The following is a 22,058-nucleotide window of genomic DNA, read 5'->3' as shown; positions in this document are numbered from 1 at the left end:
AGTGGATGGTGTGTCAGTAGGCCGTGACCTCGGGCCAACGCAGCTCCACAACAGCACCACCGGCAGCCGCCGGCCGCGCACCGGCGCGCCCACGTGGCCGTGCGTGTCAGGCAGTCGCACCGCGTCCGGCGGCAGGCCGTTCTCCTTGAGGAAGGACGCGGCGGCGGGAGCTCGACTGCTCCGTCGCGGACACGCTCGTCCTGTTCCTCGCGCGGCTCTGGCAGGCCACGCCACGCGGCGAGACCGCCCCGGTCTGACCGCATCGTGCGGTTGCGGGCGGCAGGCCGACCATCAGCCCATGCGGGCGACGGCTCCGAGGATTCCAGGGCGGGTGAGGTCGGCGGGGACATCCTTCGGCCCCTCGGGCCGCCAGGCCTGCACCGGGACGATGCCGGGGTCCAGGATCTCGAGCCCGGCGAAGTACGACGTGATCTGCGGGAGATCGCGACCGGAGATGCCACCGGAAGTCGCGGTGGAGTAAACCCGCTGCCCAGCGCTGACCGCCGCCTGGTCTCCGTCGCCCTGGTAGATGTGCGAGAGCACGAGGTGGCTGCCCGGAGTCAGACGCTCGCGAATCCGAGTGACGATCTGGGCGGCGACCTCGTCCTCCGGGACGAAGTGCAGCACCGCGACCAGCAGCACGGCGAACGGCTGATCGAAGTCGATGTGGGCGCGCAGCGCCTGGTCGTCGAAGATCGCGCGCGGGCTCCTCAGATCGCCGGACAGGACGATGGTGCCGGGGTCGTCGCCGAGGAGCGCTCTGGCGTGGACGAGCACGGTGGGATCGTTGTCCACGTAGACGACGCGAGCGTCGGGCGAGTACCGCCGGACGACCTGATGGACGTTCTCCTGGGTCGGCAGCCCGGCGCCGATGTCGATGAACTGCCTGACGCCCGACTCCGCCAGATGTCGTACGGCACGGCCGAGGAAGCCGCGGTTCTCTCTGGCCACCTCCCTGGCGTCGTTGCCCATCTGACGGCCGATGGCGATCATCTTCTCCGCGGCCTCGCGATCGGCGGGGAAGTTGTCCGTGCCGCCCAGGTAGTAGTCGTACATGCGGGCGACGCTGGGAATGCTGGGGTTCACCCCGGTCGGTACCTGTGCGAAATCGTCCACGGGTCCGCCTTTCGCTGGCCGGTTTACCGGGATCGTATGCGCAGAAAGCGGATTTGTGGATCATTCGGGCGACGCGGGCCGCCCTTCCTCTCGCGCTCGACGGACGCGTCTTGTCTTCATTCGACGGACGCGCCTTGTCTTCATTCGCCGGGCGCCCCTCGCCCCCCCCCCCGCAAACCGGTTGGGCACAGTCCGGGTGCCGGCCAGCGAGGGGCTGGGCTCACCTCGTTCCTGAGGCGCCTTGCTTTTCCTTTCCGTCCACACCTCGTACGGACTGTTCCCCGGCAGCACCCAAACCTCCGGGTCAGGCCTGGCAATCGTCCGCAGCGGCGTGGCCTTGCCGGTCGCCCTCGATACCCGGTGGATCGCTACCCCGCCCCGGTCTTCGATCGGACGACCACGCGTGCCGCCTGGTCGAAGTCGAGGTCGTCGATGTACTGCTGTCCGCTCGGACGCTCGCGTCCGGCTGCGACCGCGAGGATGTCAGCGTGCCCCCGGTGGACATGGCCCGCCACCCGGCGAAAGGGGGCGGGCCGTTCGCTATCCAGTGATTCGACAGCCGCGGATCGGCGGGTGGCGCGCCTGCGGCATGAGGTGGGATTTCGCCGGGTTCAGCGGCCCTGAGGTGGCGTCACGGGGACGACCTGACTTGGGCACGCCGCAGGGGTGCCGGAGGCTCCACCGGCTCCTCGCGCAGATCTGTCACCTGTACCAGATCGTTGAGAAGACGCGGGAGATGCCGCCCCGCCCGTAGCAGTTGAAGTAGGCGACGCCCTGGGAGTTGGGATAGTGGATGCTGAAGCTGCCATCGTTGCAGTAGACCCCCACCTCCCACTCGTAGTTCGTGGAGCAGATCGCGTAGCCCGCCATGTGGCCGCTGTCGGTGAATTGCCCCTCGCAGATGGCGGGCAACCCGCCCGGTATCCCGCCGTCGCCCGACGGCATGGCAGAGGGGCTCGGTGCGGGAGTCGGCGCTGTGGGGGAGGAGGTGCCCGACATGCCGCCGGGCGCGTTGACGGGGCCGGAAGCCGCGTGAGCGGGGATGACCAGAGCCAGCGCGGCCATAGCCGAGGCGACGACGGTGGCCGTGCGCGTGAGTAAGGTGCGCATGAAGCGTCTACTCCCATCAGGTCGAGACATGATGACGCTTCCTTTTTGTCACCTCGCCGCGCAAAAGAATCGTCCCAGCGGAGGATGTCCGTTCGGCCACATGGCCAGGAGCTCCGGCCACATGGCCAGGTACTCGACGCGGGTTGCCGACGCTGCGTGTGAACGGGCTGCGCGATCGAGTGCCCCTCACCAGTAAGGGTAAGGACCCCTTATGCAAGCCATCACTGCTCGAGACCGTGACGCCGGTGTCGCCGGGCTGTCTCTGGCGGACGTGCCCTACCCCCACGCGGCCGAGAATGACGTCATCGTGCGGGTGCACGCCGCGGGCTTCACCCCCGGAGAGCTGGACTGGCCGGCCACGTGGACCGATCGCGCAGGCCGCGACCGGACGCCGAGCGTACCCGGGCACGAGTTGTCGGGTGTCGTCGAAGAGCTGGGGTTCGGCACGACCGGCGTGAGTGTCGGCCAGCGGGTGTTCGGCATGGCCGACTGGACCCGCAACGGCTCGCTCGCCGAATACGTCGCGGTGGAGGCCCGTAATCTCGCGCCCCTGCCAGCGGACGTCGACCACACCCTGGCTGCCGCTCTGCCGATCTCCGGGCTGACCGCCTGGCAGGGCCTGTTCGACCATGGCCGCCTGGTCACAGGCCAGACCGTTCTGATCCACGGCGTCGCGGGCGGCGTCGGCTCGATCGCGGTACAGCTCGCCCGCGAGGCCGGCGCCCGTGTCATCGGCACCGGCCGGGGCGCCGATCGGGACAGGGCGCTTGCACTGGGCGTCGACACCTTCCTGGACCTGCAGACGGAGAAGCTGGAGGACGTCGGCGAGGCCGACGTCGTGTTCGATGTGATCGGCGGAGACATTCTCGACCGCTCGGCCGCTCTGGTCCGGGCCGGCGGCACGCTCGTCACCATCGCCACGCCGCCCAAGGTTCAGCCCAAAAACGGGCGGGCGGTCTTCTTCGTCGTCGAACCCGACCGCGCCCGGCTCACCGACCTCGTCGCGCGAGTGAGGGACGGCCGGCTCACGCCCGCCGTCGGCGCCGTACGGCCGCTCGCCGAGGCACCCGCCGCGTTCGCCCCCGTCACGCGCACCCCGGGCAAGACGATCATCCGCGTCATGGAAGACCGAACAGGAGCCCCATCGTGATCGGGATGCGGGTCGCCGGTGGCCTGCTGGCCGTCGCCACGCTGACTACGGCCACGGCCTGCTCCACCACGGACCAGCCCGCCCCCGCCAAGACGCCGACCGCGGCCGGGGCATCGACGCACCCCACCGAAACCCTCAAGCCACTGCTCCAGCAGGCCCTCCCGGATGTGAAGGGCAAGACGTTCACCTCGGCGGTCGTCGACTTCCCGCCCAACGCGCGCGCGATGCCGCACCGGCACGGCAAGGCGTTCGTCTACGCCTACGTCCTCGAAGGCACCGTGCGCAGTCAGCTCGCCGGCAAGCCCGCGCGCACGTATCACCAAGGCGAGAACTGGGTCGAGCAGCCGGGCGCCCACCACGTCCTCACCGAGAACACCAGCCGGACCCAACGGGCCAAGCTCCTGGTCGTCTTCGTCTCCACCACCGGAGACGAACTCAAGGTCGACGACCCGAGGCCGTAGCCCGGGGCACACAGCGGGTGGCAGCAGTCCCGCACGAGAGCACTGCCCCTGCCGGAACACAACCAACTGGCCACCGCATCGCGCCTGAGGCGAACCCCGCGGCGCAGACCACACGAACGAATCGAAGGAACCATGACGGACACCCGGCGCGTCAACCTCGGGAGGCAGCACCCGGCGGGACTGTAAGAAGAAGAACAACAACAAAAGAGAGACAGAGCCGTTCACTGGACAGACCCTCCTGATCCGATCCGTGAGCGGATGTCCCTGGGAGACGGCCGTGTGCTGGTGACGACACCTGAGCTCTACCTGCGGAAGGTCGCCGCGATCCGGGAGTCTCTGCCCGGGCTGAGATATGTGCTGGTCACCGGAGCGGGTCCCGCGCCCGGGGGCACTTTGCCGTTGGGCGAGTTGATGGCCGAGGTGTCCGCAGATTTCGAGATCCCTCCGACTGAACCGGAGGACATGGCGCTGCTCCACTTCACCAGCGGGACGACCGGAACGCCGAAAGGTGCGATGCACGTCCACCGACAGCGTGCGCGCTGTCGTCGCCGACGTGCTCGCCCGCCACGGGGCGCATCATCAACGACGTGCCGACGTTCGACCAGGTGTACGGCAAGATCGTCGACCGGCTCCAGTGCCGGGCGGCCATCGCGCACTTCACCGGCCCGGAGGTGCGGGAGTAACACCGCCGGGTGTTCGTCGGCCGGGCTGTTACGTCACCGGCTTGAACTGGGAGAGGACATCAGCCCGGTTGGTTCTCGGATGTCGCGACGTGTCGGAGCGCGACTGTGAGTTGGTTGAGGTCCTGACCTTTGAAGTGGTCGACGAGGTGTCGGCGCACGCTGGCCAGAAACTCTGGCCAGGCCTGTTCGAGGCGGGTGAGGCCAGCATCGGTCAGGGCGGCGTTCCATCCGCGTCCGTCCTCGGCGCATTTGGTGCGCTCGACCCAGCCCTGCTTCTCCAGCCGGGTGACGACGCGGGTCATCCCGCTGAGGGTGATGTTGCAGGCGGCGGCGAGTTCGCTCATCCGCATCGCTCTCCCGGGGGCCTCGGACAGGTGCATCAGAGGTGTGTATTCGGAGAGCGGAAGCCCGGCCTCGCGCACGATGTCGGCGTCGACCGCACGTGGCAGCGCCAGCATGACGCGGCTCAACTCACGCACGAACGCTTCCTCGCTTGCGGTGAGGGGCTGCGATGACTGCTGGTCGGAGGGCATGTCCTCACTATATCTCCTTGACGGGTCAAGGAGTTTCCGGGAGGCGTGCGTCGAGTCGGTTCGCCTTCCTCGCCCCAGAATGTGCTTGACGCGTCAAGGGGATTGGTATGTACTTGCCCCGTCAAGTAGTTGCTTGACGGGGCAAGTACATGCGGGCCGCCCTTGAATGCACGGAGGGAACCACCATGACCAAGATCGGCATCATCCTCGGAAGCACCCGACCGGGACGTAACGGTGCGGCCGTCGCCCACTGGGTCCACCAGAACGCCGCCCTGCGCGACGACGCCGAGTTCGAGCTCGTCGACCTGGCGGACTACAAGCTGCCGCTGCTCGACGAGCCGCACCCTCCGTCGATGGGCCGGTACACCCAGCCGCACACACAGGCCTGGGCGCAGAAGATCGCGTCGTTTGACGGCTTTGTGATCGTCACCCCCGAGTACAACCGTTCGGTACCGGGCGCGTTGAAGAACGCCCTGGACTTCCTCTACGTGGAGTGGACCAACAAGGCCGTCGGTTTCGTCAGCTATGGCACGACCGGCGGGACCCGGGCCGTGGAGCACCTGCGCCTGATCGCCGGGGAACTCCAGATGGCCGACGTGCGCTCCCAGGTCGCCCTGTCCCTCTTCAACGACTTTGAGGACTTCAGCGCCTTCAAACCGATCGACGCCCAGCACGATGCCCTTGTCGCCATGCTCGACCAGGTCATCGCCTGGAGCAACGCCCTGGCTCCGCTGCGCGCCCACTGATCCATTTCCCTCGATTTGGAGTTCACATGACTGTCAACAAGCCCTCCGCGACCGCGTCCGCCACTTCGGTCGAAGCGCGTCTCTCGCCGCGACAGGTCGCTGCGGGGTTCTACGCCAGCTACAACGGAGACCTGGCCGCCGGTTTCGAGCGGTACATCTCCAAGAACCTGGTGCTGCACGGCTTCGACGGCCCCAATGAGCGCTCGACCTGGATCGCGGGTGACCTGGAACTGAAGGCGTCGCTCACCGGGTACCGCCTGGAGGTGTTCGACCAGATCGCCGAAGGCGACAAGGTGGTCACCCGGTGGAGCATCGGCGGCGTTCACACGGGCACGATTCTGGGAATTCCCGCGTCCGGCCGCGAGGTGCATCTCAGCGGCATCTCCATCGACCGTGTCGTGGACGGTCAATCCGTCGAGCACTGGTCGGAGGGAAACTTCGGCAGGTTCCTCGAGACGCTCCGCGGCGACAACGCCTGACACAACGCCCATCAGCGCGGTCCCGCGCGCGGAAGGCGCAGGCAGATCGCGAAGAATCGACAGGGAGCAACACATGAGGGAATTCGTCAGCCGACGCGAGGTGGTCGGCGGCGCGCTCGCCGGGGGAGCCCTGGCGCTGGCGTCGGCGACACCGGCCTTCGCCGTGAGCGGCGGCAGGACCAAGGGCATCGTGAGGGGGTTCTACGAGAGCTACGCGCTCCGGGACCTGTCGGCGTCCTGGGACCGCTACATCCACCCGGACGCCGTGATGCACGTCCCCGGGTACGACCGGCAGTCCTGGCTGGAGTTCGACAGCAAACTGGTCGCGGCGTTCGACGACCTCGCCATCACGGTGTTCGACCAACTGGCCGAAGGCGACAAGGTGGCGACGCGCTGGCTGCTTGGCGGGCACCACACCGGACCGTTCCTCGACATCCCGCCGTCCGGACGGTACGCGTCCTTCACCGCGACCACTGTCGACCGGATCGAGGACCAGAAGATCATTGAGCACTGGGCCGACGCAGACTTCACCGCCTTCCTCCAGAAACTGGCCGCATAGACCCACCAGTCCGACTGGCGCACCACCCGACGTACCGTTCAACAACGCATGACCCAGAAGGCGGTTCCATGTCCGACACGGCGGATCACACGACCGGTTACCTACTCGGCCATTCGGAGCTGGAGCACCGCAGGCTACTCGTTCAGGCGTCCTACGTGCGCCCCTGGACGACACGTCTGCTGCGCCGCGCCGGACTGACCGAGGGCATGTCCGTCCTGGACATCGGCTCGGGCCTGGGTGACGTCGCGTTCATCGCCGCGGAGATCGTCGGCCCCGGCGGACGCGTCATCGGCGTGGAACGTGATCCCGCCGCAGGACGTGGCACGCCAGCGCGCCACGTCCGGCGGCTACACAGGCATCGTGACCTTCACGAACGTCGATCTGGCGGAGTTCGATCCGGCGGAGTTCGGTGACACGCGGCCGTTCGACGCGCTGGTCGGCAGGTTCGTCCTCCAGTACCTACCGGATCCGGCCGCCGCGCTGCGCCGTCTCGCCGGGTTCGTCCGCCCCGGAGGCATCGTCGTCATGCATGACATGGACGCCTCCAACCCGGACGTGAGCTTCCCGCGCTGCCAACTCTGGAACGACTGCTACGCACTACTCGGCGCGCTGTTCCGAGCCCACGGAATCGCCCCGGACTTCGGCCGGCACCTCACCCGCGTGTTCCTCGACGCGGGGCTTCCATGGCCAGACGTCGAATCCGGGGCCATGACCGGAGGGAAACCCGGCTCCACCGCCTTCGCCTGGCTCGGCAGCGCCGTCCAGGCCGTCGAACCGCTCCTCCTCCAAGCCGGCGTCGCCCTGCCCGAAGGCATCGCCATCGACGGCTCCCTCACCGCGACACTGGAGCGGGCGGTGCGGGAGAGCCGCAGCATGATCCTGGGCAACACTCACTACGGAGCATGGACCCACCTCGACGACGGCCCCCACCGATCGGAGTGACCATGACACACCCCCTCCCGTTCTCCACGCACCAGTTCCTGCGCGACATCAGGGCGACCGCCGACGCGATCGACGCGGCCCGTGCGGACCCGAGGGGCCAGTCCGCCGACCACCACGAATACGGCAGTGCAGTCCGGTGACCTGTGACAGCACCGCAAGCGGGTCAATGGGCATTCTGGGCGTGCGTTGACGAGTTCGATCCGACGATCCCGTGGACCGTGTGACACGGTTCCGCTTCCACACGAAGGAGTCAGGGAATGATCAAGAAGATGCCACTCAAGGCTGGAGTGGTCGCCGTTGCGGTGATGGCGGGCCTTATCACGTCCGCCCCCAGCGCGAATGCGGCTGGAAACTGCACCCACTACGAGCAGCCGGGCTACGCACAGCTATTCACCGACCCCAACTACCAGGGCGACTGCTTCGAGTACTCCTTAGGGACGTACATAGAACTGCCCTCCTACGTGAAGAACAAGGTCTCTTCACTCAGGAGCTGGTCTGATTCGCCGCTTCGCTCCGTGTGGCTGTATGGGGACCCGAACCTCGTGTTCCGTGCGGGGCCTAATGAGTGGTGGTCGAGCCTGCCCTCATGGATCGACGACCAGGCTGATTTCGCGTCCTGAAACGCTCGCCGGATAGAGACCAGGATCTCATCCGTCGCGCCGCGCACCATCGTGAGGGGAGCCGTTGGGTTAGGGATTCACCCCATCCGACTCGCGCCTGGTCTCAAGATGCTGCGGCTCTGATGTGCCGGTGGGCTGCCTTGCCGGGGCAGCCCACCATTCACTACTTCTGGACAGCAGGTCGGCTCGGAGTGGGCCGCCTTCGCGTTGTCGTGACAGTGATCCTCGACTCCTCCGGCCGGGTGTCCGCGCTCAGGGCTGCGAACTCGGTGGAGCTGGGCATGGGCCCCGCGGCTGTCGGCGACGAGGTCGACCCTGACCTCACCAACGCCGGTAAGGTGCCCGTCACCGAGTTGCCCGGAGCCGCGTACTTCCATCACGCGGACTCCTTCGCCATGATGCGCGGCGGTGACCTCGCCAACTGGGACACCGGCGCGCCCGGCTCGATCCCCGCCGTCGGCGGCGCAATGGATCTGGCGATCGGCGCCAAGCGGGTCTACGTGATGATGACGCTCTTCGCGAAGAACGGCAGCCCGAAACTCGTGCCCGCCTGCACCTACCCCCTCACGGGTGTCGGCTGTGTCAGTCGTGTCTACACCGACCACGCCGTATTCGAGATCACCCCCGTCGCTCCAAGGTAGTGCGGGTCGGCCGTTAAGATTCTCTACTTGTGGTCGCCGATGGCGATCCGTGTCAGCCGAGAGGGCTGGCCGCCGTAAAACCCACCGCGCCGCTCGCCTCATCGCATGAGCGCGCCGTGTGGCGGACCGTGAGAGGAATCCGCCGTGACTGAAATCTCTCCTGCCAGCGGGACATCTGTGCCCGCAACCGACCCGATCATCGCCTACCCACCCGCTGGGAACCGCGGCCTGCCCCCGGTCGTATGGGTGCTGGGTACCGTGACGTTCCTGGTCGGCACCACCGAGATGGTGGTCGCCGGCATCCTGCCCGAGGTCTCGGCCGCTCTGGACGTCACCGAGGCACAGGCAGGCATACTCATCACCGTCTTCGCGCTCGGCATGATGATCGGCGGCCCGCTCATGGCGCTGGCCACCCTGCGCCTGCCGCGCCGTGCGGTGCTCGTCGCCGCGCTTGTGCTGTTCGCTGCCGGGCACGTGCTCGGCGCGGCCACGGACTTCTTCGCCGTCGCAATTGTGGGCCGTGTCGTCGCAGCCCTCGGCACCGGCACCTTCTGGGCCGTCGGCGCCCTGGTCGCCACAGCAGCAGCGGGCTACGCTCGTGCGGCGAGCGCGATGGGCGTCATGGTGGGCGGTCTGACGATCGCGAACGTCATCGGTGTCCCGCTGGGCGCGGCCCTCGGAAAGGCCATGGGATGGCAGGGGCCGTTCTGGGGGCTCGCCCTGATCGCGCTGGTCGCGGCCCTCGTTGTCGTGCGTCTCGTGCCTGGCGACCGCCCCGGCTCACACACCACCGTGCGTGGAGAGGTCTCCTCCCTTCGGCACGGCCGCCTGTGGCTCGTCTACCTTGCCGTCGCCCTCACACAGGCTGCGGTGCTCGGCACGTACTCCTACATCTCGCCGATGCTGACCGACCGCGCCGGGCTGTCCGCCTCGCTCGTTCCGCTGGCGATGCTCGGTTACGGTGCCGGAAGCGTGGTCGGCAGCACGATCGGCGGGCGGCTGGGCGACCGCATCCCCTGGAAGGCCGCGATCACTGCGGCGACCCTCACCGCTGTGGTCCTGTGGGCGACCACCCTGTGGGCGACCAGCAGCGTCGTTGCGGTCGTGCTCGTGGTGTCGCTCGGGGTGGTCGGACTCGTGTGCAACCCGATCCTGAGTGCTCAGGTCGTCGCTGTCGCCGGACCGGAGCGCCCGCTCGCGATGGCGCTCAACACCTCGGCGTTCAATGTCGGCATCGCGGGCGGCTCGGCCCTGGCTGGTACGGCGCTCGCCTCCGACCTCGGCCCCCAGGGGCCGCCGCTCGTCGGCATGGTGTTCGGCGTGCTCGCGGTCGTGCCGCTCGTGTTCCTCGCACTTGGCGCGCGCCGGCCGGGTGAGGAGCGGCGCCAGGGTCTGTCTGGCACATGATCACGGCGGGGTCGCGTAGCCGGAGGACGGGTGACGCGAGGTGGAGCCCGGCCCTGCAGCCTGCTCGTCGGTGACGATCATCGGCAGCGGCCCGTTGTCCAAGGTGCCTCGAGGGCGGTGAGGGCGGCGCCGCCTCCGGGGACGGGAGTCTCATGCGGAATTCCGGCCGCGCTCGCCATCTCCGAGCGGAGCTGCTCAACCTTCTGGCGCTTACGGTTACAACCGTTACACGCCCGAGCGATGACACGCCGCCCGGCGAGTAGCGTGGTCCACATGCGGATCGAGGACTACGCCCTCATCGGGGACACGCAGTCAGCCGCCCTCGTCGGTCGCGACGGATCGATCGACTGGCTCTGCCTTCCCCGGTTCGACTCTCCCGCATGCTTCGCCAAGCTCCTCGGCGACGAGTCCAACGGGTTCTGGCGGCTGGCCCCAGCCGGGCATGAGATGGCCACGCGACGCGCGTACGCCCACGACACGCTGATCCTCGAGACCGTATGGGAGACCTCCACAGGGACCGTCAAGGTCATCGACTTCATGCCTCCCCGGCACGCCAACCCCACCCTGGTCCGGATCGTGGACGGCGTGTCCGGGACGGTGGACATGACCACAGAGATCAGCATCCGGTTCGACTACGGCAGGATCATCCCTTGGGCCCGCCGCTTCGACGACCGCCTCCACGCCATCGGCGGGCCCGACTCGGTCTGGATCGACGCTCCCCTCCACCTGAAGGGCAGCGGCGACCGGCACACCGGCGCCTTCACGATCGCCGCAGGGCAACGCCGGTCGTTCGTGTTCACGTGGCACCCCTCGCATCAGCCGGAACCCTGCGGCATCGATCCCAGCGAGCAACTCACCAAGACCAGCCTGTTCTGGGAGGAGTGGGTCTCCCGCTGCTGGCTCCCGGGCCGCTGCCGCGCCACTGTGATCCGCTCCCTCATCACGCTCAAGGCGCTCACCTACAGCCCGACCGGCGGCATCATGGCGGCTCCCACCACGTCGCTGCCCGAGCATCTCGGCGGGGTGCGTAACTGGGACTACAGATATTGCTGGCTGCGCGATGCCGCGATGACACTCGACGCCCTGACCGAATCCGGATACATCACCGAGGCGGACGCCTGGCTTGACTGGCTGCTCCGCGCCATCGCGGGCCGCCCGGAGGACCTCCAGATCATGTATGGCGTGGCAGGCGAAAGGCGCCTGCCAGAGCAGACGCTCGACTGGCTTCCCGGTTACGAAGGCTCCCGGCCGGTACGGATCGGCAACGGCGCGGCCAGCCAGCTTCAGCTCGACGTCTACGGCGAGGTGCTCAGCTGCTTCTACCGGGCCCGTAAGCTGGGGATGCCGCCCAACGACTACGCCTGGTCCACCGTTTGCAGGCTGATGGACTACCTGGAGCGCAACTGGGCCCAGCCCGACGCGGGCCTGTGGGAGATCCGCGGCCCGCGGCGGCACTTCGTCCACTCCAAGGTCATGGCGTGGGTGGCGGCCGACCGGCAGGTACGGGTGATCGAAGAGCTCGGCCGCACCGGCCCCCTCAGGCGCTGGCGGGCCACGCGGGACCGGATCCACGCCGAGGTCTGCGACAAGGGCTTCGACACCGAGCGCGGCACGTTCACCCAGTCGTACGGCTCTCGCGAACTCGACGCGGCGCTGCTTCTCATCCCGATCGTCGGCTTCCTGCCCCCTGAGGACCCCCGGGTCATCGGCACGATCGACGCGATCGAACGCGAGCTGGTGACCGACTGCTTCGTGCTGCGCTATCCGACCTCCGAGAGCAACGACATCGACGGCCTGCCCGGAACCGAAGGCGCCTTCCTCGCCTGCAGCTTCTGGCTGGCCGAAGCGCTCTACCTCGTCGGCCGCAGGGACGAGGCCATGAACCTGTTCGAGCGGCTGCTGGCCCTCACCAACGACGTGGGTCTGCTTGCCGAGGAGTACGACCCCGTCCAGGCGCGCCATCTGGGCAACTTCCCTCAGGCGTTCACCCACCTCCATCTGATCCATACGGCCCTGGCGCTCAGCTAGGGCGCGTGCTGACCGGCATCGGCGCGGAGGAGTTGGGCGTCGTATCGGGATTGACGGTCACTGCTTTGAGAGACGAGGCGGTTGACCGGCTGGAGGAAGTCAGGTTCACGCGCCGCCGGCTACTGGCTGAGTGGGAGTCCGACGACGTGGGTGCGCTGCGCGAGCGTGACCCCGGGGACGTACTGCCAGCGGTGGTTCTCGTCGCGTCGGCGACGGTGGATGTCGGCTCGCGGGCCGGTGCGACGCTGGCCTCGGGAAGCGGGTGTGGGATCGTACGCAGCTGGCGGCGCAGGTCGGCGAAGACAGTGAGAATCTGCTGGTAGGCGGGGTGGTCGGGCAGCGCGGGAGGTGGTTCGGGTGGCGCCACACCCGTCTCGGCGTCGCCCTCGTCGGCGAGGGCGACAAGGGTCTTGCGCGTGATCCGCAGGTGATCGATGGCCTTGTCGAGTTCGCGCAGCTTCGCGGGAATCCGGATCTCGGGTCGCGCCGACCTGTAGATCTACAACGTAAAGGCGCCCGGATCGGCCCGTGCCGGCACATCAGGGTGCGTACGGCACACCGACAGTCGGGCGACCCACGCCGAGCGAGACGCGGGCGCGGGATCAGGAAAGGGCTCAGCGCGTCGCGATCTCGCCGCCGAGGAGCTTGGCGGCATTGGCCAGGCGGGTCGCGTTGAGCATCTTGATGCCGGCCAGCCGATCGCGATGCCGGGCGATGATCCTTTTCTGGTAGTCGGCGTAGACCACCTGCCTGACGCCGCAATAGTTGGTGTCCAGGCGGCAGTCGGCGTCCGCGACGGCCGTCTCGATCTCCACGAGGGTGCCGCGCGGTTTCTCAATGTGGTCGTCGGCGGCCGACACCGCCCATCGCGGATCGCCGATGGCGTCGGCGGGTGTCGCGTAGTCGAATCCGGACCCCTTCATGCATGTGCTCCACGAGCGCTCGGCGGCGCGGATCCTCAGGTCCTTCCAGGCGAGGTCGGCCGCGTCGTAGGAGAAGGTGAGAAGTTCGTTGTCGTTGAACTTCTTGGCGCGTTCGGCTTCGGAGACGCCTTCCGCTCCCCGGTTGAGGATGCCGTCCGCCTCTGTGAAACACCCGCCGCGCGGCACCATCTGGCCCCGGAACCGCTTGGCCTTCCCTTCCAGCTCACCGAGGATGGAATCGGTCACGCACGGCCTTTCGCTCGGAAAGCGCTCCACGTCGCCGCAGGACTCCCGGGAGGAGAGAAGGTGCCTCTGGAACGGTTTGTGAGCACGACGGTGGAATCCCCAGGATGGCCGCCGGAGACATTCGCCCAGATGGCGGACCGCCCCCACCAGCTCCCGATCATTTACCGCACCGCCCGCCGCGTGTACCGAGACCTGCTGGCAGTCGGCGCGATGACTCTCGCCCCCGGCGTGGGATTGCCGCTGATCGTGCTGGTCGCCATGGGACACCGGATCGTCATCGTCAACGGGTCGCCGCATCTGGTCCACTACACCCTCGCCGAGATCGGTGCCCTCGCCGCCGCCGGACTCGCCGCGATCCTGTCCGGACTGCTCTTCCTGGTCGCCGGCAGCCGCGTCGTGCTGGACCACATCTGCGGACGGCCCGTGTCGGCCACCCGCGCCCTGTGGGCGATCCTCCGCCGACCGCATTCGTTCCTGCTACTCGCCGTCCAGTTCGGCGTGGCTTTCACCGCCCTGGTCGGCGCCGCGTTGTGGCTGTCGGCCACGGTGCGATCCGTCATTCCTGGGCTGATCCTGCTGCTCGGGGTGGGCGTCTTCCTTCTGCTGCCCGCCATGACGGCCTGGGCCGCGCTGTCCGACCGGGTCCCCCCGTTGCGTACAGTCGAGAAACTGTTCTCGCGGGACTACGGCGGAGCCGTCTGGATGACGGCGCTGGGTTTCGCGGGACTCCCCGGTCTGGTCCAGTTGGGGCTGTTCTGGGCGAGCGTGGAGCTCCCCGCCCCGGCCGGCGCGCCGATCGTCGACGCGGTCCGGATGATCACGTCGGTGCTGCTCGCCCCGGTCCAGGCCGCCACACTGGCGTGCTGTTACGCCTATCTCCGGCAGGCGGGGCAGAAAGATCCCCTGCCTGCGGCGACGCCCGTGCAGGACCCGGGTGCCGCGGAGAATCGGCGGCGGGCCGCGCGGTGGCCGATCGCCATTGTCCTGGCGTGTGCCGTGCTTCCGGGCCTGCTCTACGGGAGTTACGTGGCGGGCAATCCGCTCGGCCTGGTCAGCGTGCTGGACGACGAGATCGGTGTGATCGGCTTCCACGACCGCGCCGCGACGACCCAGGTCCTTTTCGACCCCGCCGGGCGGCCGGTCGTCTTCCGCGCCTCGGGCTACCCGGAACTGATTTTCTGTGACGACGCCGCCTGCACTGGGAGTCGGACCACCGAGCTGAGGGAGTACTTCGACATCCATCCGGGCGTCGTCATGGCGGCTGACGGCTCGCTTGCGGTCGCGGGGTGGACGCACAAGCCTGGCTGGAAGGTGGAGCTGGAGACGTTCTCGTGCCGCCCCGATGGCTGCGCGCGGAGGTCCGGCTCGCCGCTGCGGGTCGCGAAGAATGCCGAGCTCGAGGTGCGCGCCGCCGCCGTCGCCACGCGGAACGGCATCGTCATCGCCTCGATCGCCCCCGACCCCGATGACCGGGACGACCGGAATGGCCGGAACGCGCTCGTCGACCTCACGACGTGTCCGGAGATCACGTGCGCACACCCGATCACCGTCCGGCTGGGCCGTCTGCTTTCGCACCTCACGGACGTGACAGTGGACGAGCGCACCCTCGCTGTCACCGCGTCGCCGGACGGTCGCCCGATCGTCGCGTACGCGGACAGGTACACGCAGAAGACGACCCTGGCGATCTGCGACTCCGCCGTCTGCGCGCACCCCGTGATCCGTACCTTCGATCCGACTCAGTGGCGGCAGGGCGCCTGGTCCTGGGGGCCGCTGCGTGTGCAGGTCGCGGTCCGGCCGGACGGCCGGCCGGTGATCGTGCGTAATGATCCGCACGATCTCTCCACGATGATCGTGGTCTGCCGCGATCGGGTGTGCTCGGGGACTCCGCGCACCGCGCGGATCACCGAAGTGGTCGCGCTGGGCACGCCCGGTCTCACGCTGGACTCGCGTGGACGGCTCCTGCTGGTCGGATATGACCGTGACTATCCGCTTATGTCCATCCTGGCCTGCGAGGACGACGCCTGCACGAGCCGGTCGACCGCCCGGCTCGTGCCCGCGTACGGGTTCGGCTATTTCGATCTCGCCACCGGTCCCGACGGCCGGCCGCGCCTCCTGTGGTATGGCCGGCTCGGCCCCGCCGGCCCCGACGCGTACCACCTGCTGACCTGCGTCGACGCCCGCTGTTCGGCGTGAGAGAGGTGCCACCGCCGTCCGGAGGCCCCACCGCCGGCTCCGGCTCCGGCTCCGGCGGCGAGCAGGCGGGCCTTCCCTCGGGTTTCCCCCGGCGGACGGCTACGGAGTGAGTGTGCGCAGAATGGCGGAGTTTTCGGAAGTGGGCGGGGCCGTACGACGCGAACGTGTCAGGCTTCGTGAGGTCGCCAGGCGAGGGCAATAGTGGCAAATGGGGTGACAGGATGTGCAAGATCCGTTAATTTCGGCCGTCTCGTCCTCGCCTTCCAGGAGTTCCGACATGGTGACCGCGTTGCGCGCGACGATCGCGTTCGTCCTGCTGGCGGGCTTCTACGTGCTCGTCGCCGCCGTACTCGGAGCCGCGGTGCTCGTCGACGTCGCCGCCGTACGGCACATCACGGCCGGCTCGGTGAAGATCGCGATCGTGCTTACCCTGGCCGCCCTGGCGCTGCTGCGCGGCCTCATCCTGGTCAACCGGCGCGGAAGCCAAGCGGAGCCGGGTGTCGCGGTCGGCCGCGAAGACGAGCCGGTGCTCTGGCAGACGGTCGAGGAACTCGCCGCGCGGGTGGGGACCCGCCCCCCGGACGAGATCCGGCTGGTCGCCGAGGTGAACGCCGCGGTGAGCGAGGACACGAGCTGGATGGGGCTGCTGGCGGGCCGCCGGACCATGTACGTCGGCCTGCCGCTGCTGATGACGCTCACCGTCGACGAGATGCGCGCGGTGCTGGGACACGAGTTGAGCCACTACAGCGGAGCGCACACGCGGCTGGGCACACCGGTGTACCGCGGCCGGATCGCCGTGCTCGCGGCGGTTCAGTCCCTGGAGAACCACCCGTTCATCCAGAAGCTCTTCTCCCTCTACGCCAGGCTCTTCCTGCGGGTCTCCCAGGCCGTCTCACGCAGGCAGGAGCTGGAGGCCGACAGGTTCGCGGCCGCTGTCGCGAGCCGTGAGGCCGCCGGAAACGCCCTGCGCAAGGTGCACGGCACGGCGGACGTCTGGAACCTGTACATGGAACGGTACGTCGGCATGACCGGCATGGCGGGCAGCCGTCCGGCCGACCTGTTCGGCGGCTTCCACGCCCTCGTCGACGTGCATCGGGCCCAGATCGCCCAGGCGGACGGGGCCGACGAGGAGACCAGCCCGTACGACTCCCACCCGAGCCTGCCCCAGCGGTTGGTCGCCATCGCCGCTCTGAAGGACGTGCCGCACGTCGGCGACCCCCGTCCCGCGTCGGCGCTCCTCCGGGACCCCGCTCTCACGGCGAACGCCGTGGAGCAGACCTTCTGGACCGATGAGGCGCTGAGTCTGCGCCCGCTGCCCTGGGAGGAGATGGTCGCCCAGGGCATGTACATGGGCCTCAACGACGAAGCGGTGCAGGACCTCTCGGTCGCGGGTCAGCGCATCGTGGGCGGGCCGGCGCCGTCCCTCGACGCCGCCCTGGAGGCGCTGGCCCGGGGCCGGGCCAGCGCCCTCCACGAGGAGCTCGTCCGGCTCGATTGGCGCCCGTCGCCGGACCTGGTGGCCAAGGTCCTGGCCCGCGCAATCGAGGGCGTGCTCATCAGAAGCGGCAAGGCCCGGTGGACGCTGTCGTGGACCGGCCCCGCCACGCTGCTCGACGCGGCGGGCAAGAAGGTCGACGTGGACGAGTTCGCCGCCCGGCTCGCGGCCGATCCCACGCAGGTCGCGGGCGCGCGGGAGTGGTTCGCCCGGATGGGTGTCTCGCTGCTGTCCAGGGTGGGGGCGCCCGCCTCGTAGCAGACAGCCGTCCCTCCCCGTGAAAGGCCTTTATCGGCAGCTATGAGCTCCTGATGTCCCAGATCCGGCGCCGATTCCGAATTCCACCCCGATGGCACCTTCACCGCCGTTCACCTGCACCCTGCCACTGAGACCCGGACGAAGTCCGGCTTCGAGCGTGCCGTACCGCTTGGCGATCGTGAGCGGGTGGTGGTAGCCGAGCACCAGCACCGGCACGGTGCCTAAACGGGCGGAGGGACCTCCGCTCTCCTGAAGCGGGTGCCGCAGGTTCGAATCCTGCCGGGGGCACTTCTTTGACCTTGCCATTCACCGTCTGACCTGCGCTTCCGTACAGGAGTAGTCGGCGGGACAGAGGCAGCCAAGAGCAGCGATTTGCAGCCGTAGGCCAATGATCGCGAACCATACGCGAACCAGTCATGACGCCGTCTCCGCACTTCGCAGGCCGGTATTCGCTGTGTCACCACCGAGCGCTCCCATCGGATGTACGGCAGAGACGATCACTTCTAGAGTGGCGTCGTGCAGCGCCTTGCCCTTTTCGACCTTGATAAGACGCTCATCGATCTGGATGCCGCGTTCCTGCTGTGGGCCGAGGAGTTCGCCGAACAGCACCGGCTGGGCCGCAAAGGCGTCGACCACCTGATCAGTCTGAACCGCAACGGACTCCCACACCGCGAGCTGTTCTTCGCCAAGGTGCGCGAGCGATTCAAACTGTCCGCCACCGCAGCGAGCATGTGGGCCGCCTACCGTCGGCGCATGCCGCGTCTCGTCGAATGCCGCCCCGAGGTGATGACCGGACTCGCGGAGCTACGGGCGGCCGGGTGGCGAGTGGGCATCATCACGAACGGCACGCCGGACAACCAACTCGGCAAGCTGCAACGGACCGGACTCGCGGAAGCGGTCGATGGCTACGCGGTGTCGGGCATCGAGGGCATCCGCAAGCCCGATGCCGGGCTGTTCGAGATCGCCGCGCAGCGGTGCGGGATGAACCCGGGCGAGGGCGGATGGATGATCGGTGACAACCTCGTCGCCGACATCGAAGGAGGCCGCGCGGCCGGCTTGCGTACCGTGTGGATCGACCGCACGGTACGGCCTCGGGAGGAGCATCAAGCCGACCATGTGGTCTCCGACGTCATGCAGGCCATCGCGCTGCTCCACCAAGACGGCGGGGGATCGTAGGCGCGGGCGTCGCCCGTTCTCATCGGCGGCGGTTCGCCCGCATGCGCCGGGCGCCCACCGACAACGCTACGGCGGCGGCAGTGCAAGCGATGGCCGCCAGCAGCGGTGACATACCCGAACTGCCGAAGCCCGTATGGAAATCCGGCTGGCTACCCGCGCTGATGTCGGCCGGGGTGAACGGCCGGGGGCGGTACTCCACGAAGAGCACCAGGTTGACCACAGCCAGGGCGCTGAGGAGCGTGGCGCCCGCCATCCCCGTCGGCCACCACTGCCAGGAGGCGCCGGCCGCGACCAGGACGAGCAGCGGCAGACCGCCCGCCAGGAAGACATCCACAGGGAACAGGAATCGCGCGTCGGCACCGATGAAGCGCCAGGCGAAGGAAACGATCGGCAGGTAATCGATACCGCCGCTCTCGGTCATGACCATCAGCACGAACGGCACCGCCGAGGCGAGCACAGCCAGAACCATCCACGGCCACGCCCGACGGCCGACCCGCTTTCGCCCTACCTCCTCGATCACCAGCGAATCGTACGGGACCCCGGCTTGGGAGAAGCTCAACCAGCTGTTCCCCTGGCAGTAGGTGGGCTTGTGGCGGACGCGCCAGCGGTACGCCGCATCACTCACGGTGATGAGTCGAGAGCCCTTCCTGGGGAGCGCCACCGGACATCTCCTGATCTTGGTCTGTTCCGTGACTGTTCCGTGGGAGCGCCGAAATCAACGGCAACCGATGAAAGGTCCCGGAAAGCGTACGCCCAGGGGACGTCACCACCCCGGGGGTGAGTACGGTCCTGAACGTGTCATCGGCTTCAACCACGATGACATCGCCGGTGGGGCGACAAGGTATCGATCAAGGCGCCGGACCAGCAAAAGACGACCACCGAGCTATGCATATTTTCCTTTCAGCCGTCGACGGCACCGGAACTCGCGGTTGCGGGTCCCGGAGCAGTGTGCAGGCTTCAGGTGGTGAGAGGTTCGGCCAGAGTGGCCAGGTGGGCGGCGAACTGGTCGATCACGGCCAAGGCGGCTGCGGAGTCGTGGTCGGTGAGCCAGCTGAGGCCGAGGCCGTCGATGACGGTGACGAGCAGGCGGGCGAGTATGGGGACCGGGACCGTCCAGCGGACCCCGGCCTGCTCGGCCCATGCGGTCAAGGACCGGGTGGCGGCGTGGAGGTAGCCCGCGTACTGCTGCCGTGCCAGGTCGGCCAGCTCCGGATTGCGGAGGGCGTAGGTCGTGATCTCGTACAGGACGAGCTGCTTGTCGGGCGGGTCGATGATCGCCTTCCACAGGGCGTGCAGGCCCGCGCGTACGCTCTGCTCGATGTCGGGGAGCGGATGGGTCGGCAGTTCGGCACGGCCCGCCAGCTCCGCGACGGTGACCGTGATGAGCTCACGCAGCAGCTCGTCCTTGGAGCGGAAACAGTAGTGGAACACGCTCTGCGGCATGCCCGCCTCGGCGGTGATGGCCCGAGTCGTGGCTTCGGCGATCCCGTCTCGCGCGATCACACGTAGCGCGGCGTCCAGCAGCATCGCTCGGCGGTCGGCCGCCGCCAGCCTGGTCACTTCTCCTCGCCCCTCGCTCCTCTGTAGATCATTCCTGGACAGGATGCTATCAGGCATTCGACTTGGTCGATTGACATATTCGAGTGACCAATACACACTGACGCTCACTCCCCTGCGGTGACCGGCGTCACAGTCCGGCTCCACCGCCGTCCTGAGAGGCGGCCGCGTATGTCGCAACCCGAGTCCCGTCCGCAGAGCCCACCCCCGACACTCCGGGCGAACCTGAGCGTGTCGAAGATCGTCTTTTTCGTGATCGCGGCCTCCGCTCCACTCGCCGCGATGATCGGAGTGCTGCCGCTGTCGTTCGCGCTCGGGGGCGGCGCGGCGACGCCGGTGATGTACGTGGTCGCGGGCGTGATCCTGCTGTGCTTCGCCGTCGGATACGCGACGATGAGCCGTCACGTCACCAGCAGTGGGGCGCTGTACGCGTACATCCGCGCCGGGCTGGGTCGCCGGCCGGCCGTGGTGGCCGCGCTCATCGCGCTGCTCTCCTACAACGCGCTGGCCGTGATGCTCGTCGGGGCGTTCGGCTACTTCACGCGGCTGATTCTGCAGATCGGCTTCGGCTTCACCGCACCGTGGGCGGTGTACGCCGGGATCGCCATCGCGGTCGTGGGTGTACTCGGATACCGCAACATCGACATCAGTGCCAAGGTGCTCGGGCTGCTGATGGCCGCCGAGCTGCTCATCCTGCTCGTGTTCGACCTGTGTGTGGTCGGGAACAAGGGCGTCCAGGCCTTTCCGCTCGCCTCGCTGGACGTGTCGCCCCTGAGCCTGGGGGCGATCGGGCTCGGCCTGATGTTCGCGTTCAGTTCTTTCCTGGGCTTCGAGGCCGCCGCCGTCTACGGCGAGGAGACCCGTGACCCGCAGCGGACCGTACCCGTCGCGACCTACACCGCCGTCGCCGTCGTCGCCGTCTTCTACGGCCTGACGAGCTGGATCTCGGTCGGCGCGATCGGCCCGAACCACGTACGGTCGGCGGCCGGACAGGAGCTGGGCAACCTGTTCTTCACGATGGCTGAGCAGTACGCCGGCAAGACCGTGTCCGACGTGATGACGCTGTTCTTCCTGACCAGCCTGCTCGCGTCGCTGCTGGCCGCGCACAACTCGGTGAACCGCTACATGTTCGCGCTCGGCCGCGAGCGCATCCTGCCGAGCCGGTTCGGCGGCCCGCACCCCAAGCACGGGTCGCCCGCGCGGGCCAGTCTGGTCCAGACCGTGATCAACATCGTCGTTGTGGGCGGCTTCGCCGTCGCCGGACTCGACCCGTACCTCACCCTCTCGGTCAGCATGTCGGCGCTCGGCACCCTCGGTGCCGTGCTGCTCCAGGCGGCCGCGGCCGCCGCAGTGCTCGGCTTCTTCTGGAACCGGCCCGACCGGCACTGGTGGAAGACCGGCCTCGCGCCCTTGCTCGCCCTGCTCGGCCTGGCCACCGCAGTCGTGCTGATCGTCGCGAACTACGCCGAGCTGACGGGCGTGCATAGCGTCGTCATCAACTCGCTGCCGTGGCTGTTCCCGGTGGTGGCCGTCGTGGGCTGGCTGTACGCGCTCTGGCTGCGCCGCGAGCGGCCCGAGGTGTACGCCGGCATCGGGCGCTCCGTACCCCGTCGGCCCCTGGAACCGGCCGACATCACCGACGGCACCCCCCGACTCCCGTCGGCGGCGAGCGCGAGTGAGCCGACCCGACCCGAGTGACCTCGGCCCGACCGTCACTCATCCTCGACCAAGGAGC

At 68.4% G+C, this 22,058-nt stretch carries 24 protein-coding genes and 1 pseudogene; 18 read left to right on the top strand and 7 right to left on the bottom strand.

Annotated features, from left to right (window positions below):
- Nucleotides 1-291: 291 nt before the first annotated feature.
- The 3 genes from AWQ71_RS25405 to AWQ71_RS25400 all read right to left on the bottom strand — a co-directional run bounded on the left by AWQ71_RS25405 (nt 292) and on the right by AWQ71_RS25400 (nt 2,226).
- Entirely contained in the window at nt 292-1,116 is an 825-nt protein-coding gene (locus AWQ71_RS25405) for an SAM-dependent methyltransferase (protein WP_084259278.1), read from the bottom strand.
- A 368-nt stretch (nt 1,117-1,484) separates the two neighbouring features.
- Nucleotides 1,485-1,631 carry a hypothetical protein gene (locus AWQ71_RS41925; RefSeq protein WP_157570561.1) on the bottom strand — a complete coding sequence of 49 codons (147 nt, stop codon included), beginning with the start codon at nt 1,629-1,631 and terminating at the stop codon, nt 1,485-1,487.
- Nucleotides 1,632-1,818: 187 nt separating this feature from the next.
- Entirely contained in the window at nt 1,819-2,226 is a 408-nt protein-coding gene (locus AWQ71_RS25400; RefSeq protein ID WP_067137419.1) for a hypothetical protein, read from the bottom strand.
- Between the two features lie 211 nt (nt 2,227-2,437).
- Here AWQ71_RS25400 and AWQ71_RS25395 point away from each other — a divergent pair, with 211 nt between their 5' ends.
- The 3 genes and pseudogenes from AWQ71_RS25395 to AWQ71_RS44680 form a co-directional block, all read left to right on the top strand.
- Nucleotides 2,438-3,376: an NADP-dependent oxidoreductase gene (locus tag AWQ71_RS25395; protein WP_067137417.1), complete on the top strand. Its 939-nt coding sequence runs from the start codon at nt 2,438-2,440 to the stop codon at nt 3,374-3,376.
- A gap of 5 nt (nt 3,377-3,381) precedes the next feature.
- Nucleotides 3,382-3,837 carry a cupin domain-containing protein gene (locus AWQ71_RS25390; RefSeq protein ID WP_067137472.1) on the top strand — a complete coding sequence of 152 codons (456 nt, stop codon included), beginning with the start codon at nt 3,382-3,384 and terminating at the stop codon, nt 3,835-3,837.
- A 240-nt stretch (nt 3,838-4,077) separates the two neighbouring features.
- Nucleotides 4,078-4,356, top strand: a pseudogene (locus AWQ71_RS44680) (AMP-binding protein); the annotation flags it as partial.
- Nucleotides 4,357-4,579: 223 nt separating this feature from the next.
- On the opposite strand, the gene AWQ71_RS25385 reads toward AWQ71_RS44680, so the two are convergent.
- Nucleotides 4,580-5,053, bottom strand: coding sequence for a MarR family winged helix-turn-helix transcriptional regulator (locus tag AWQ71_RS25385; protein WP_067137415.1), 474 nt, complete (start codon nt 5,051-5,053; stop codon nt 4,580-4,582).
- A 185-nt stretch (nt 5,054-5,238) separates the two neighbouring features.
- On the opposite strand from AWQ71_RS25385, the gene AWQ71_RS25380 reads away from it, so the two are divergent.
- The 11 genes from AWQ71_RS25380 to AWQ71_RS25340 all read left to right on the top strand — a co-directional run bounded on the left by AWQ71_RS25380 (nt 5,239) and on the right by AWQ71_RS25340 (nt 12,798).
- Nucleotides 5,239-5,799 (top strand): NADPH-dependent FMN reductase, encoded by a 561-nt coding sequence (locus AWQ71_RS25380; RefSeq protein WP_067137413.1) that lies wholly within the window; start codon nt 5,239-5,241, stop codon nt 5,797-5,799.
- Between the two features lie 26 nt (nt 5,800-5,825).
- The gene (locus tag AWQ71_RS25375) at nt 5,826-6,278 is read left to right on the top strand and encodes an ester cyclase (protein ID WP_067137412.1); all 453 of its coding nucleotides are present in this window, start codon (nt 5,826-5,828) and stop codon (nt 6,276-6,278) included.
- Nucleotides 6,279-6,351: 73 nt separating this feature from the next.
- Nucleotides 6,352-6,837 carry an ester cyclase gene (locus AWQ71_RS25370; RefSeq protein ID WP_067137410.1) on the top strand — a complete coding sequence of 162 codons (486 nt, stop codon included), beginning with the start codon at nt 6,352-6,354 and terminating at the stop codon, nt 6,835-6,837.
- 68 nt (nt 6,838-6,905) lie between these two features.
- Nucleotides 6,906-7,250 carry a methyltransferase domain-containing protein gene (locus AWQ71_RS44675; RefSeq protein ID WP_084259276.1) on the top strand — a complete coding sequence of 115 codons (345 nt, stop codon included), beginning with the start codon at nt 6,906-6,908 and terminating at the stop codon, nt 7,248-7,250.
- Nucleotides 7,138-7,779 carry a methyltransferase domain-containing protein gene (locus tag AWQ71_RS25365; RefSeq protein WP_067137408.1) on the top strand — a complete coding sequence of 214 codons (642 nt, stop codon included), beginning with the start codon at nt 7,138-7,140 and terminating at the stop codon, nt 7,777-7,779. Before AWQ71_RS44675 ends, AWQ71_RS25365 begins: the two co-directional genes overlap by 113 nt.
- Before the next feature lie 2 nt (nt 7,780-7,781).
- A complete protein-coding gene (locus AWQ71_RS41920; RefSeq protein ID WP_157570559.1) occupies nt 7,782-7,919 on the top strand; it encodes a hypothetical protein in 138 nt (45 codons plus the stop codon).
- Between the two features lie 117 nt (nt 7,920-8,036).
- Nucleotides 8,037-8,399, top strand: coding sequence for a hypothetical protein (locus AWQ71_RS25360; protein WP_067137406.1), 363 nt, complete (start codon nt 8,037-8,039; stop codon nt 8,397-8,399).
- A gap of 212 nt (nt 8,400-8,611) precedes the next feature.
- Complete coding sequence (locus tag AWQ71_RS43975) at nt 8,612-9,040, top strand: CoA-transferase (RefSeq protein WP_281196249.1); 429 nt, start codon at nt 8,612-8,614, stop codon at nt 9,038-9,040.
- A gap of 144 nt (nt 9,041-9,184) precedes the next feature.
- A complete protein-coding gene (locus AWQ71_RS25350; RefSeq protein WP_157570558.1) occupies nt 9,185-10,447 on the top strand; it encodes an MFS transporter in 1,263 nt (420 codons plus the stop codon).
- Nucleotides 10,448-10,720: 273 nt separating this feature from the next.
- Nucleotides 10,721-12,475 carry a glycoside hydrolase family 15 protein gene (locus tag AWQ71_RS25345; protein WP_067137471.1) on the top strand — a complete coding sequence of 585 codons (1,755 nt, stop codon included), beginning with the start codon at nt 10,721-10,723 and terminating at the stop codon, nt 12,473-12,475.
- A gap of 5 nt (nt 12,476-12,480) precedes the next feature.
- Nucleotides 12,481-12,798, top strand: coding sequence for a hypothetical protein (locus AWQ71_RS25340; protein WP_067137404.1), 318 nt, complete (start codon nt 12,481-12,483; stop codon nt 12,796-12,798).
- Nucleotides 12,799-13,089: 291 nt separating this feature from the next.
- Here AWQ71_RS25340 and AWQ71_RS25335 read toward each other — a convergent pair whose 3' ends face one another.
- Nucleotides 13,090-13,644 (bottom strand): hypothetical protein, encoded by a 555-nt coding sequence (locus tag AWQ71_RS25335; RefSeq protein WP_067137403.1) that lies wholly within the window; start codon nt 13,642-13,644, stop codon nt 13,090-13,092.
- Nucleotides 13,645-13,773: 129 nt separating this feature from the next.
- Here AWQ71_RS25335 and AWQ71_RS25330 point away from each other — a divergent pair, with 129 nt between their 5' ends.
- From AWQ71_RS25330 to AWQ71_RS25315, 3 genes are all read left to right on the top strand, one after another.
- Nucleotides 13,774-15,837: a hypothetical protein gene (locus tag AWQ71_RS25330; RefSeq protein WP_067137402.1), complete on the top strand. Its 2,064-nt coding sequence runs from the start codon at nt 13,774-13,776 to the stop codon at nt 15,835-15,837.
- 277 nt (nt 15,838-16,114) lie between these two features.
- Nucleotides 16,115-17,590, top strand: coding sequence for a M48 family metallopeptidase (locus AWQ71_RS25325; RefSeq protein WP_067137401.1), 1,476 nt, complete (start codon nt 16,115-16,117; stop codon nt 17,588-17,590).
- 516 nt (nt 17,591-18,106) lie between these two features.
- Complete coding sequence (locus tag AWQ71_RS25315; RefSeq protein WP_067137399.1) at nt 18,107-18,766, top strand: HAD family hydrolase; 660 nt, start codon at nt 18,107-18,109, stop codon at nt 18,764-18,766.
- 19 nt (nt 18,767-18,785) lie between these two features.
- Here the strand turns inward: AWQ71_RS25315 and AWQ71_RS25310 are convergent, their stop codons facing one another.
- A complete protein-coding gene (locus AWQ71_RS25310) occupies nt 18,786-19,286 on the bottom strand; it encodes a hypothetical protein (protein ID WP_157570557.1) in 501 nt (166 codons plus the stop codon).
- A gap of 437 nt (nt 19,287-19,723) precedes the next feature.
- Complete coding sequence (locus AWQ71_RS25305) at nt 19,724-20,326, bottom strand: TetR/AcrR family transcriptional regulator (RefSeq protein WP_067137394.1); 603 nt, start codon at nt 20,324-20,326, stop codon at nt 19,724-19,726.
- A gap of 249 nt (nt 20,327-20,575) precedes the next feature.
- On the opposite strand from AWQ71_RS25305, the gene AWQ71_RS25300 reads away from it, so the two are divergent.
- A complete protein-coding gene (locus tag AWQ71_RS25300; RefSeq protein WP_169806625.1) occupies nt 20,576-22,021 on the top strand; it encodes an APC family permease in 1,446 nt (481 codons plus the stop codon).
- The last annotated feature ends 37 nt before the right edge of the window (nt 22,022-22,058 follow it).

It is taken from the genome of Microtetraspora malaysiensis (assembly GCF_001528665.1).
GTDB lineage: Bacteria > Actinomycetota > Actinomycetes > Streptosporangiales > Streptosporangiaceae > Microtetraspora_A > Microtetraspora_A malaysiensis.
Note: the sequence above shows the minus strand (reverse complement) of the source record. Positions and strands in the feature narration are given on the sequence as shown.

Bases quoted from the DNA above. Each gene is read 5' to 3' on its own strand.
- AWQ71_RS25370 (WP_067137410.1), top strand. From the start codon at position 6,352: ATGAGGGAATTCGTCAGCCGACGCGAGGTGGTCGGCGGCGCGCTCGCC.
- AWQ71_RS25390 (WP_067137472.1), top strand. From the start codon at position 3,382: ATGCGGGTCGCCGGTGGCCTGCTGGCCGTCGCCACGCTGACTACGGCC.
- AWQ71_RS44675 (WP_084259276.1), top strand. From the start codon at position 6,906: ATGTCCGACACGGCGGATCACACGACCGGTTACCTACTCGGCCATTCG.
- AWQ71_RS25385 (WP_067137415.1), bottom strand. From the start codon at position 5,053: ATGCCCTCCGACCAGCAGTCATCGCAGCCCCTCACCGCAAGCGAGGAA.
- AWQ71_RS25395 (WP_067137417.1), top strand. From the start codon at position 2,438: ATGCAAGCCATCACTGCTCGAGACCGTGACGCCGGTGTCGCCGGGCTG.
- AWQ71_RS25325 (WP_067137401.1), top strand. From the start codon at position 16,115: ATGGTGACCGCGTTGCGCGCGACGATCGCGTTCGTCCTGCTGGCGGGC.
- AWQ71_RS41920 (WP_157570559.1), top strand. From the start codon at position 7,782: ATGACACACCCCCTCCCGTTCTCCACGCACCAGTTCCTGCGCGACATC.
- AWQ71_RS25345 (WP_067137471.1), top strand. From the start codon at position 10,721: ATGCGGATCGAGGACTACGCCCTCATCGGGGACACGCAGTCAGCCGCC.
- AWQ71_RS25330 (WP_067137402.1), top strand. From the start codon at position 13,774: ATGGCGGACCGCCCCCACCAGCTCCCGATCATTTACCGCACCGCCCGC.
- AWQ71_RS25375 (WP_067137412.1), top strand. From the start codon at position 5,826: ATGACTGTCAACAAGCCCTCCGCGACCGCGTCCGCCACTTCGGTCGAA.
- AWQ71_RS25360 (WP_067137406.1), top strand. From the start codon at position 8,037: ATGATCAAGAAGATGCCACTCAAGGCTGGAGTGGTCGCCGTTGCGGTG.
- AWQ71_RS25380 (WP_067137413.1), top strand. From the start codon at position 5,239: ATGACCAAGATCGGCATCATCCTCGGAAGCACCCGACCGGGACGTAAC.
- AWQ71_RS25400 (WP_067137419.1), bottom strand. From the start codon at position 2,226: ATGCGCACCTTACTCACGCGCACGGCCACCGTCGTCGCCTCGGCTATG.